Source organism: Microcoleus pseudofavosus SVA1_A4, from assembly GCF_036700565.1.
Lineage (GTDB): Bacteria > Cyanobacteriota > Cyanobacteriia > Cyanobacteriales > Microcoleaceae > Microcoleus.
In genome coordinates this window covers 46,033-57,929 of the sequence record NZ_JAUBPE010000015.1, presented here as the reverse complement: position 1 = coordinate 57,929, position 11,897 = coordinate 46,033, and the positions used below count along the sequence as shown (strand labels likewise).

The window sequence follows — 11,897 nt, the reverse complement described above, 5'->3', positions numbered from 1 at the left end:
CTGCTAATGTTTTTAGCTTTATTGACTTTGGGTCTGTATTGTTGCTAATCTCAACCTTTCCCAGCATGAGTCCTGCCGATTAACCACAGGAGAATCTCATCCATTGCCGCCTCACTAACTATCTTGATTCTATTGTCTTCAGGGGAATTGTAATCACAAACTCTGCACCTTGACCTAATGCTGAATTTACTTCTAAAATACCTGAGTGTTTTTCTTCAATGATTTGACGTGCGATCGCCAATCCTAACCCCGTGCCTTTCCCTACAGCTTTCGTCGTAAATAAATTATCAAAAACTCGCTCCCGCAACGCTTCAGTCATGCCAACACCATTGTCTTTAATCCGAATTATTGATTGTTTTTTGTCAGCAGATAACTCGGTTTTAATCGCGATGTGATTGTCTATCTCTTGATACCTATGCCCTTTATTCGATTCATCTAAAGCATCGATCGCGTTCGCCAACAGATTCATAAACACCTGATTCAATTGTCCGGCATAACACTCCACTTCTGGTAAATCACCATAGTCCTTGATGATTGTAATTGCTGGGCGAGATTCATTAGCCTTGAGGCGATGCTTGAGGATCATAATTGTACTATCAATGCCCTCGTGGATATTGCAAGCAACCGGGCGATCGCTATCAGCACGCGAGAATGTCCGCAGACTAATACTAATGTCTTGAATCCGCTTCACGCCTTGTCGCATCGATTTAATTAACTTGGGTAAGTCTTCTCGGATGTAGTCAAGTTCAATGGTTTCGATTTCCTCTTGAATCTCTGGATCGAGTTGAGGATATTTTTGTTGCACTAGATCGATCAATCCAAACAAATCATTAATGTAATCTAAGGCTGGGGTAATATTGCCAGTAAGGAAACCGACAGGGTTATTGATTTCGTGAGCTATACCAGCTACTAAGTTGCCCAGTGCTGACATCTTTTCGCTTTGAACGATTTTGAGTTGTGCTTGTTTGAGATCGGTTAATGCTTGTTGTGCGGCTTGATACAGACGCGCATTTTCTAAGGAAATAGCAGCTTGATAGCTAATCATACTTAACACTTCAATGCGCTCGCTCGTAAACGCCCCCACCGTCAGGTTATTTTCCAGATATAAAACTCCTATCAACTGTCCTTGATTCAAAATAGGGCTACAAAGGACACTTTTAGGCTGGTGTTTTTGAATGTAACTATCAGCAGCAAACTGAGAATTTATCCCGGCATCCGCCAGTACCAGTGGTTTCAAAGTTCGCTTGACAATATTTACCAAACTAATTGCTACATCTTGGCTTGATTCTAGGGGAATTGATGGTAATAGTTGTGGTAAATGTCCCCCTTCTACAAGAGCTACTAATTTTAAGTCAATATCTTGTTTGAGTAGTAAGACACACTTAGTTGCCCCAGCATTAGTAACGACTATTTCTAGGAGAGTAGTTAGGAGTCGATCGAGTTCAATTTCTCCAGAAATAGCTTGAGAGGCTTTGAGCAGAGTTGCCAAATCTAGCACTTCAGAAATGCTGCTAGAGGTTTTGGTAGAAGCGATCGTTCCGCGTGCGATCGTTTCCTTGAAGGAGTCAGCAGTGCGAGGTTGTTGCAGAATAGGCGCGAGGAGTTGAGGATAACGTTGTTCTAGATCGGTAACTTTGGCTTTAGCTCCCCATCGGGCATAGCAGTAGTATGCTTCAGTTATGTAGGCGATCGCGATTTTTTCTTTGCCCCAGTCGAGATAAAATTTGGCTGCAAGTTCGTTGGCGATCGCTTCGTCTTGGAGGTATGCGTTTTCTTTGGCGAGGGCGATCGCCTGGTCATAGAATTCTATAGCTGCTGTTTTTTGACTGAGAACGCGATTTTTTTCCGCTTCAACTAAATAAAATTTGTGCAGTTGATTCGCTGGTGCAGCATCAGCCCAGCGTTCGATCTTTTCCTGATTCGCAGTCACTCGTTGCAGAATTCTTTGTTGTTCTGGCTGAGAAACTTGGGAATAGTTAGCCAGATGTGTCAGAGAATCATAAGTATGGAAGACCGGAATCAGGGACATCCCTGTAGCCCCACCTAAGTAACTTTCAAGGGCGCTAGCAGCAGCGATCGCCTGTTCAATCTGACCAAATAGATAACATAGCACCAACTTGCTGACATAGAAATAGCAGGGAGCCGTTTGATTCCCCGATCGCGCAAACATCGGTAGATCTTCTGCTTCACTAAAACTATCCCCATTAAACTGCCACGCTTCTGTCGAATTCCCTAACAAATTCAAGATGGCTTGTTGAAAAATAGCTCCCTGCTTAGCCATTGTTTCTTGTTTAAGTTGAGCAAATTGAGCACAGAAAGCAGCACCCTCTCGACTCAAATCGCTCAATTCCTTGCCAGCAAACCAAGCGTGCATCAAATACAGGACGGCACAAATTCCACCCCATTCTAAATCCCCAGTTTCTAATCCGCTCTGATAGCCCTCTCGAAACAACGGTAAAGTGTTACCAAGAGGCTCTTTCCAATGGGAAATACAGCAGTTAACTTGTCCGTAGGTTTTGGCTTTTAGTTTTCTGGTATCGAGTTGTTCGAGCAACAAGAGTGCCAGTTGACCGAATTGATAGCCATACTCAATATCTCCCACTACCCCGCATAATATGACCCCAAAACCGCAATAGCCATTAGTAGAAAACGAACTATTGCCATATTGCAGCGATACATTCACTTGTTCGAGCAGAACCAACGGCAACAGTGTGGGAGCCGCTATATAAGCAGATGCCGTCACACCTGCGAGAATTTCCATAATGGCTAACTGAGTGCGATCGGTCATCTGCGGCAGCGCGATCAAATCCAGTGGCTGTCTGCCACCCACAAGGGATAAAGTTTCTTGCAGTGCCTTTCCAATATCCTCTCCGTTAGGTTCCTCTGGAAAACTAACTCCCAACTGCCTGAGAATTTGCAAAGCAATTTGTATAGCCTTTGAAGGTTGAGCTTGTGCTTGAGCAGCTTGAATTTTAACTTGATAAACATTAACCCGATCTAATAGAGTTCTGGTGTGTTCCAGAACGATATTTGTTAATTGGGTCATCTGCGGAAAATTGCCGTTTAAATAAGCAGCTTCAGTGGCAGTTTCGTAAAGTGATAAGGTCAGTTCATACTGAGTTGTCCATCGCTTTTCAGCCAGCAAATCGATGCCTGTAGTCGCATACTCAAATGCGGCTGTGTATGCTGTTGCAGCTCTGGCTTTCTGTGCGGCCTGGAGATTGAGTTGAGCGAGTTGCGTTTGCTCCGATGGATCAATAATGAGGCTGTTCCCCATATTCAGTTGGTTGACAATTTCAAAGAGTTTTTCCTCTTGTTCGGCGACTGAAGTATGACTGAGCAACAGTTGCCCAATTTTGAGGTGAGTCACCTGTTTTTGCTCGTCGGGAATCAGAGAATAGGCAGCTTGTTGGACGCGATCGTGCAAAAATCTATAAGTGGGATTCGCTGAAGCCTTAAAGACTTCCTCACTATCAGCTTCGGTAAAGAATTTATAAATTTTGGTAGTCGGAATCACCAAACCTTCCTGTAACGCTTTCCATAAAGCCTTAGCCATCATTCCCGCAGATTTCTCACTGACAATTACTAACGTATTCAAATCAAACTCGGCACCAATACAAGCCGCTAGTTTGAGGATATCCTGAGTCTCTGTCGGCAATTTCTGCAATTGCAACGCCATAAACTCCAACACATCATCAGTAATTGCTAAGGCTTTGACTTGAGCAATATCGCACTGCCACCCCCCTTGTACCCCCCTCTGTCCCCCCTTGGTAAGGGGGGATGAAAGGGGGGTGGGGGACTGAGGGGGGTTAAAGCTAATCAGCTTATCGTCATGTAATGCCTTGAGAAACTGGGTAGCAAAGAAAGGATTTCCTTGGGTTTTTTGAGCAACTAATTTTGTCAAAGGTTCGGCAACAGATAACTCACAATTCAGGGTATCTGCTACCAACCGATTCAGCTCTGGTTCGCTTAACGGTAGCAAAGTAATTGTATTTACCGTTGCCCCAGTTTTGACAATTTCATCTACTGTGAAGATTAATGGATGCACTGGGGAAACTTCATTATCCCTATAAGCACCTAACACCAATAAATGCCCCGTATCTTCCATCAATAATTGTAGCAACTTCAGCGATGCTGAATCCGCCCATTGCAAGTCATCCAAAAACATCACTAAAGGATGTTCTTTACTTGTAAAAACTTGCACAAATTTCTGCATCAGCAGATTAAAGCGATTTTGGGCGGCACTTCCTGATAGTTCAGGTGTTCTTTGCTCTTTACCGATGATGTTTTCCAATTCGGGAATCACATCAATCAAGACTTGTCCGTTGTCTCCCACTGCTGCTAAAATATGAGTTTTCCATGCTTGCAGTTGAGCATCCGATTCTGAAAGCAATTGCCCCATTAAGTCACGGAAAGCTTGCACGAAGGCACTGAAGGGAATGTTGCGTTGAAATTGGTCATATTTGCCTTTGATGAAATAGCCGCGCTGACGGATAATGGGTTTATGAACTTCATTGACAACTGCGGTTTTGCCAATTCCAGAAAAACCTGCTACTAGCATCATTTCTGTGCTGCCTGTGCTGACTCGTTCAAAGGCCGCTAATAGACGATCGACTTCTTTTTCTCTACCGTACAGTTTTTCTGGTATCAGGAACCTGTCAGTAATATCTCCCTGTCCTAAGTCAAACGCTTCAATGTTACCTGTTTTTTCTAATTGAGTTAAACATTTCTCTAAATCGTGCTTTAATCCTAATGCACTCTGATAGCGGTTTTCGGCATTCTTCGCCATCAGCTTACTGACAATATGCGATAAAACCAGGGGGATTTCTGGATGAAGTTGATGGATGGGTATCGCCTGTTTAGCGAGATGACAATGCACTAATTCCATCGCATCTTCTGACACAAATGGTAACGTTCCTGTCAACAGTTCATAGAATGTGACTCCCAGGGAATAAAAGTCACTCCGATAGTCAATGCCTCGATTCATTCTCCCAGTTTGTTCTGGAGAGAGATAGGCTAATGTTCCTTCTAAGACATTGGGATTTTGAATTTCTTGGGTTTCTCGTGGTAGGAGGGATGCTATACTAAAGTCAATTAGTTTAATTTGTTTTGTTTGTGGATGAATTAAAATATTCGCGGGTTTGATGTCTTTGTGAATGACTCGATTTTGGTAGAGATAGTAGAGAATGTCAGCCAGTTGCAGAGCTAGATTGAAAAATTCTGTTAAAGATAAAGATTTAGAGGGTTGCTTTTCATCTGTTGGTGCTGTTTTGAGATAAGTAGATAGGGAGATTCCTCCAAAGTCTTCCATGACCAGGGCATAGCTATTGTGGTATGCTTCTAGGGTCAGGGGTTGAATGATGCTGGGGAGGTCGAGATTTTTGGCAATGGTGTACTGGTTGCGAAACCCGACGAGTTCGTTGAAGTTGGGGTATTCGTGCCGCAGCAGTTTGATGACGACTGGGTATTTGTCGCTGGTACGGATTGCTCGATAGACTAGGGTGCGCGTACCTGCGTAAAGTTGCTCTGCAATCTGATAACCCAACAAATTTACGATCGCATCCATAACTCGTTCCTTCTCTATTAGACAACAGTTAAATTAGAACATTCCATTCTATTCTATTCTATTCTATTTTATTATTTGATAGGGATAGTGATCTCAAACACGATTGCGTAAGTTGTGATGGTATCAGAAAATCAGAATATGTAACTTTTAACCGCAGATAGACGCAAATAAACGCAGATATAGAGTCTATTTTATCTGCGTTTATTTGCGTGCATCTGCGGTTTTATTCTGCTTTATTCCCCGTAGTGGCCGCCAGCAACCTTACCCCGAAACACAACATAATTGTAGATGTTGTAAAAAATCATAATCGGGATGAGAAAGCCAATGAACACAATCATAAATACCAGGGCGCTGGGCGCAGCAGCCGCTTGATAAATCGTGACTTGCGTGGGAATAATGTAGGGAAAAACAATCAATCCCAAGCCGATAAAACTGAGCAAAAAAATCAGAATTGTCCAGATAAACGGCGTGCGTTCTTCTTTGCGATCGAGACTTTTAAGCAGCAGACCAACCAACAAAACTCCCAGCAGCGGAATCGCGATAAAGACATAAACTAGCGGTTTCTCGAACAATCTTGCTCTTGTACTTTCGTAAAAAATAGGAGTTGCGATCGTAATCAAAATCGCTCCGATTAACGTCGTCACCGCCGCAATTTTAGCAGTGCGATAGTGATTTGTTTGCAGTTCCCCCTCAGTCTTCATAATCAGATAGGTGGAACCGATCAAAACATAGCCTTGAACTAGCGTTAAAGCAACTAAGATCGATCGCCAATCCAGCCAGTCCCAAGTAGTGCCGACAAAATGACCGGCTTCATCCACAGCAATGCCTTCGAGTACGGCACCGAGGGCAAATCCTTGAGCCAAAGCTGCTAAAAAACTGCCGGCACCGAAAGCATAATTCCAAAATAACTTCCGGTTAGAATGCTCGCGAAACTCAAAGGCTACAGCCCGAAATATCAAACCGAAAAGCATCATGCAAATCGGTATGTACAAGGCAGTTAAAATCGTGCCGTAAGCTAGGGGAAATGCGCCAAACAAAGCGCCTCCCATCAACACTAGCCAAGTTTCGTTGGCGTCCCAAACGTTGCCCAAACTTGTCATTAAAATGCCCCTGCGCTCGTCGTCGTCAGCAGTCAGAGACAAGATTCCTACTCCTAAGTCAAAGCCGTCTAGCATGACGTATAGCAAGAGAAAGATACCCAAAATTACGAACCAGACTTGCGGGAGAAAATGCTCCAAAGCTTGCATAAAATCTCCTATTGTTGTGCTTCTACGGGACGTTGATCGGGAATGTGTTCTGCGGGTTCAGTTTCGATTGCAGGTTGATTGTCTAAACCAGGCACCGGCAGATTTAAATTAGGGCCTTTGCGGATAATGCGGCTGCCAAAATACAAGGCGCAAACAAACAAAAAGCTGTAAATAACTGCAAAGAAACTGAGGGAAGTTAAAACATTGGTAGCGGGGATGTTTGATACCGCGTCAGCCGTGCGAATTTGCCCGTATAAAGCCCAGGGCTGTCTGCCGACACAGCGCACAATCCAACCCGATTCTACAGCAATATATCCCAGTGGTGCTGCTAAAATCCAAGCGCGCATCAGCCAAGGTTGACTGCTAATATTTTCAGCAGAAAGTTGGCCTCGCATCCACTGAACTGTACTGAACAGCATCAATCCGACAAAGAAGAATCCAATGCCGGACATGATGCGGAAACAATAGTAGATTAAACCCACCATCCGGGGTCTATCTTCTGGTTTCCATTCTTTTAATCCGAGGACTGGTTCGGAGAGTTTTTCTTTGAATTCTAGAACGTATCCCAAGCCGTTAGGAATTTTAATTTCCCAGTCGTTTTTTTGGGCTTTTTCATTAGGAAGAGCCATTAAAGTCCAATCGGCTGACTCTCCGGCTGGGGAGGTTTCCCATTTAGCTTCGATTGCTGCTAATTTGGTGGGCTGATAGTGATAGACTTGTTCGGCGCTCAAATGTCCGATGAATATCTGCAAAGGTGCAACTGCGATTGCTGTTGCTATGGCAATCTTTAAAGACTTGGAAAAAAAAGCTTCGTGGCGTTTGTTGAGAATGTACCAGGCGCTAATTCCTCCAATTACAAACAGCGAGGTTTCCAATGTTGCAAAAAACATATGGAGAACGCTGTTTAAGGCAAACGGGTTGAGAATTGCTTGGAAATAATCGCTGACAACAAATTTGCCGTTGACCATTTCTCCGCCGGCGGGAGTTTGCAGCCAAGAGTTAGCGACTAAAATCCAGACAGTTGATAGGTTTGCGCCGAAGGCTACCATGATTGTAGCGAAATAATGAACGATCGGGTGAACGCGCTCCCAACCGAAGAGCATAATTCCTAAAAAGCCGGCTTCCAGCATAAATGCCATTGAAGCTTCAAACCCTAAAATGCTGCCAAAAAAGTCACCAACTGCTTCGGAAAATGGTGCCCAGTTTGTGCCAAATTGAAACTCCATTGGAATGCCGGAAGCTACCCCAATCCCGAAGTTTAGGACATAAAGTTGCGACCAAAAACGAGCGTGGCGGTAATAGTCAGGATTGCGAGTTTTCAGCCACATTCCTTCAACAATTACCAGATAAATTCCCATTCCCGTAGTCAAAACTGGCCACAGCATATGGAATATGGCGGTTAGCGCAAATTGCATCCGCGATAGCGCCACGGTGTTAGATAAGATATCCATGTTTGTATCCTTTGGTCAGTTCAACAGAGAGGGAAATGGAGGACACGGCAATGCCGTTTCCCTACCCCAAAATAATCCTTCGCCCTCGATGAGAGATGTAACCATCGCCTGATTAATTGTAGGGAAACGGCCAGGCGCGGTGTCCTGACTGTGGGTAATATCAATTCCGATGCCACCGGATTTGATATGACATTGACTATAATGTAATGTAAAAATTCGTGAAAATTTGTAGGTTCAGCAACTTTTAAGGTTTTATACAGATTTGAATAGTATTTTATTGTATTTTAAAATAGGTAGATTACGATTGGTCGTTGGGTGGGGGCGGGTTTACGAGATTGTGGGTTTTAGGCAATTATTGGCAGGTTTACCCGCCCTACAAGATTTATGTTTTTTGCAGTCGATATGATATTACCGAACCGTGACAGTGTAACTCAGTTTAAAGGGTTTAAAATTAGCTGCGGTTTTCGCCGATCCGCTCAGTTCTAATTGATAAATCCCAGCTTTGGGAAATACAATATCAGCTCCCGGAATGCCTTTGTACCGCTCGGCAGATACTGCTTTTAATGGTGGCTCCATCAAAGGTTTATCCCCTTCTTTATGATTTTTGGGATAAACGGCTAACTTGCAATTACACTCCTCTAACGGGATAATTTGACCGCCCCTGCGAGTCAGCGCAAACCAGATTTTTGCAGTTTCTCCGGCGCGGGGATTGTGATTGGGTTCCAGGTGAAAGGTAGCTGCTACATCTCCCGATACTTCGACTTCGTGGGCTAAAACTGAAATTGAGTTTAACTGCGGTGCGATCGGCATTACTGCTTCTACTAACAATCCCACAAAGACTAACAATCCTAAACTTTTACTTTTGTTTGACAGGCGAAACATAGAACTTCTCCAGTGATAAAATTGACCAAAAAAAACGCGATCGCACAAACATAACTAGCACTGCAACCACCGCTAACACCGCTGTCAGCAGTTGATTTGGCAACTTCCATTCAAAACCGCCGAGATAGTGGGAACCGATGAGTGCAGCGTGAAGGGCGCACAGCAAAAAAGCGGGAACAGTTAGCAGGTGAATTAGGCGCCACAGTTTGCCTAAATGATGTTGAATTCGATCGCAACTTGTAAGCGCAGCCGGCAACATCAACAGCAGCGCCGTCATCCCAGCGATCGTACCCAACTGATGCTGCGGCAACATAAAAGATAGCGCGTCAAAATTCCATTTCAGGGTATGATCTAGCATATGAAATGTGTGAGCAAGGGCGATCGCAAACCCTCCGACACCGAAAGCCCGGCGGTAGCGCAGCAGTTGCGGCCAAAACTTGCTTACCGGACGCGCAATCAGTGCTAGCATCAAGCACAGCAGCGCTGCGTGGCCGGTCACATCAACCATTGCATCGGTTCGCAGCAGAGTAATAATGCCGATCGCCAATGTCACCCAACCGCCCGCACGAAACAGTTGACTGCGTTTGTCAGCGCTGAATCTACCGGCAAAAAACCCCACTCCCAGCATAGTTGGCAGCGTGCCCATTCCAAAAGCAAACATCGTTGCCGCGCCCAAAATCGGGTTTCCAGTTTCCGCTGCTTTAATTTGCGCTGCATACAGGAAACCGCAGGGAATTAAACCCCAAAGCAAACCCAAAGCGAATGGTATCCACCAACTTTTTTGAGTTGCAATCTTTGCCATTGCATTGCTGATGCGATCGTGCGACATTGGGTGCAGCAGCGGCAATCGCGGCAGCAAACCCGGTTTAATTTGCACTACTCCGAACCAAATCAGCATCGTGCCCGTGAGAATTGCGATCGCGCGTCGCAATCCGCTACCAGTACCTGCCATTTGTCCGCTAGCAATCAATACCGAACCCAATCCGCCGATCGCAGCACCAACTAAGGCATAAGCAACAATTCTCCCCACATTTAATAGCAGATGAAAGCGCAGGGAAGCACCTTTTTGTTTGCCCGCCGCAGACAGGGAAAACGCCACTGTCAGCGGGCCGCACATTCCGGCGCAGTGCCCGAAACTACCGAGAAATCCTAAAGTTGCAATTAGCAGCAGGTCTAGCATCTTGAGTCATGGGATTTTAGATTTTAGATTTTAGATTCTGACTTCAGTGATTAGTTTCTTGACTGCCGATCGACGATCGATGATTTCTGACTATAATGACTGCCGGCTATCGATTTTGTCAAAAGACAGCCTGTAAAACTTATTAACAAATCTTGCTACCAATTATATCAATTCCGGTAACACCGGAATGATATAGAGGACACGGCAGTGCCGTGTCCCTACCATGATTAATTGTAGGGACACGGCACTGCCGTGTCGAAAGGCTTTTCGGCAATTATTGTTTGTGAAACCCGCCCCTACAGACTAATGACTAATGACTAATGACTAATGACTAATGACTACTTTTGTTCTGGATGCGCCGCCGCCGGCGTTGCTGCACCCATTTGATTAATCAGAGCAATTAGCTGATAAAGCCGCCCCGAAGCCCGCTGGTTAAAATGCAAAACTAGGCGCGGTAAATCAAAAGTTTCATCTCCGGCTTCGACGGGGAAAGCTTTAGTTTTTTCAATTTTACCCTCTACCAAAATATCGCTGAACTCAGTATTTAACCGATCGACATTTTCATCAGAAAGTTCAGACTTCAAGCGAATTACCAGTTTTCCCTCCACATAGCGGCAGGAGTGATAAACTAGATAAAAACTAGCGATCGCCTCGCAAGCCACCTCCACATTGTCAGTAATCGTATACAGGCTGCGATCGTCCGCTGAAATCAAACCCCGGCCGCGCAATTGTTTTTGCACAAAAGCATCCCAATCGTGCCAATAATCTCCTCCCGGTCGATCGATCAATACCAGAGGAGCCGGCCCGAACTTGCCAGTTTGAGTCAAAGTCAGACACTCAAAAGCCTCGTCCAGAGTGCCGAAACCGCCCGGAAACAGAGCCAAAGCATCGCTTTCCCGCAGAAAAAATAACTTCCGGGTGAAAAAATATTTAAAATTGAGCAACTTGCGATCGCCCGCAATAAAAGGATTAGAACCCTGCTCGAAAGGTAACTGAATATTCAGCCCAAAAGAACGTTCAGCAGTCGCCCCCTCGTTCCCCGCTTGCATGATTCCGCCGCCCCCGCCAGTAATCACCATAAATCCCTGCTGGGCGATCGCCCGCGCAAAGTCTCTGGCTATCAAATATTCCGCAGATTTCGGCGACACCCTCGCCGAACCAAAAATCACAATTTTGCGAACGTGGCGGTAGGGATAAAACATGGAGAAAGCTTTTTCCATATCTCGCAGTGACGCCGCAATAATCTTCCAGTCAAGGCGATCGAGCTCGTCTCCGGTCATTTGGACTATAGTAGAGAGCGATCGTTCGATCCACTCAGAGTGCTTCAACATGGGGAAGCGATCGAACAAATCCATCACTTCAGCTTGGAGGGACTCAAAACCTTGACTAGACCCAGAACGAATCATGAATTTTTCCGAAACGGTAACAAATTGTCGCTACTAAAAATTAAGGGGGCTAGCCAAATTTACAAGGCAATAGCGACCAGCAAATTGCCCTGCTGGCCACTAATGACTTTTCCAGTAGCTTTGCCCCGGTTCTGAAGCGAGTTAGCTTTCGCGGCCCAAAAAGAA

At 45.0% G+C, this 11,897-nt stretch carries 6 protein-coding genes; all 6 read right to left on the bottom strand.

Annotation, left to right across the window (positions count from 1 at the left end; all coding sequences use genetic code 11):
• Nucleotides 1-118: 118 nt before the first annotated feature.
• The 6 genes from QUA02_RS09115 to QUA02_RS09090 all read right to left on the bottom strand — a co-directional run bounded on the left by QUA02_RS09115 (nucleotide 119) and on the right by QUA02_RS09090 (nucleotide 11,732).
• On the bottom strand, nucleotides 119-5,566 hold the full coding sequence (locus QUA02_RS09115) for a trifunctional serine/threonine-protein kinase/ATP-binding protein/sensor histidine kinase (protein WP_333026833.1): 5,448 nt from the start codon (nucleotides 5,564-5,566) through the stop codon (nucleotides 119-121).
• A gap of 233 nt (nucleotides 5,567-5,799) precedes the next feature.
• The gene (gene cydB, locus QUA02_RS09110) at nucleotides 5,800-6,813 is read right to left on the bottom strand and encodes a cytochrome d ubiquinol oxidase subunit II (RefSeq protein ID WP_333026832.1); all 1,014 of its coding nucleotides are present in this window, start codon (nucleotides 6,811-6,813) and stop codon (nucleotides 5,800-5,802) included.
• An 8-nt stretch (nucleotides 6,814-6,821) separates the two neighbouring features.
• The gene (locus tag QUA02_RS09105; RefSeq protein WP_333026831.1) at nucleotides 6,822-8,264 is read right to left on the bottom strand and encodes a cytochrome ubiquinol oxidase subunit I; all 1,443 of its coding nucleotides are present in this window, start codon (nucleotides 8,262-8,264) and stop codon (nucleotides 6,822-6,824) included.
• A 408-nt stretch (nucleotides 8,265-8,672) separates the two neighbouring features.
• On the bottom strand, nucleotides 8,673-9,146 hold the full coding sequence (locus tag QUA02_RS09100; RefSeq protein WP_333026830.1) for a hypothetical protein: 474 nt from the start codon (nucleotides 9,144-9,146) through the stop codon (nucleotides 8,673-8,675).
• On the bottom strand, nucleotides 9,121-10,326 hold the full coding sequence (locus QUA02_RS09095; RefSeq protein WP_333026829.1) for an urease accessory protein UreH domain-containing protein: 1,206 nt from the start codon (nucleotides 10,324-10,326) through the stop codon (nucleotides 9,121-9,123). The genes QUA02_RS09100 and QUA02_RS09095 overlap by 26 nt, the downstream gene beginning before the upstream one ends.
• A gap of 338 nt (nucleotides 10,327-10,664) precedes the next feature.
• Nucleotides 10,665-11,732, bottom strand: a complete 1,068-nt coding sequence (locus QUA02_RS09090; RefSeq protein WP_333026828.1) for an LOG family protein — start codon at nucleotides 11,730-11,732, stop codon at nucleotides 10,665-10,667.
• Nucleotides 11,733-11,897 lie beyond the last annotated feature (165 nt).

Coding starts and splice junctions, on each gene's coding strand:
- QUA02_RS09115 (WP_333026833.1), bottom strand. CDS start 5,566: ATGGATGCGATCGTAAATTTGTTGGGTTATCAGATTGCAGAGCAACTT.
- cydB (WP_333026832.1), bottom strand. CDS start 6,813: ATGCAAGCTTTGGAGCATTTTCTCCCGCAAGTCTGGTTCGTAATTTTG.
- QUA02_RS09105 (WP_333026831.1), bottom strand. CDS start 8,264: ATGGATATCTTATCTAACACCGTGGCGCTATCGCGGATGCAATTTGCG.
- QUA02_RS09100 (WP_333026830.1), bottom strand. CDS start 9,146: ATGTTTCGCCTGTCAAACAAAAGTAAAAGTTTAGGATTGTTAGTCTTT.
- QUA02_RS09095 (WP_333026829.1), bottom strand. CDS start 10,326: ATGCTAGACCTGCTGCTAATTGCAACTTTAGGATTTCTCGGTAGTTTC.
- QUA02_RS09090 (WP_333026828.1), bottom strand. CDS start 11,732: ATGATTCGTTCTGGGTCTAGTCAAGGTTTTGAGTCCCTCCAAGCTGAA.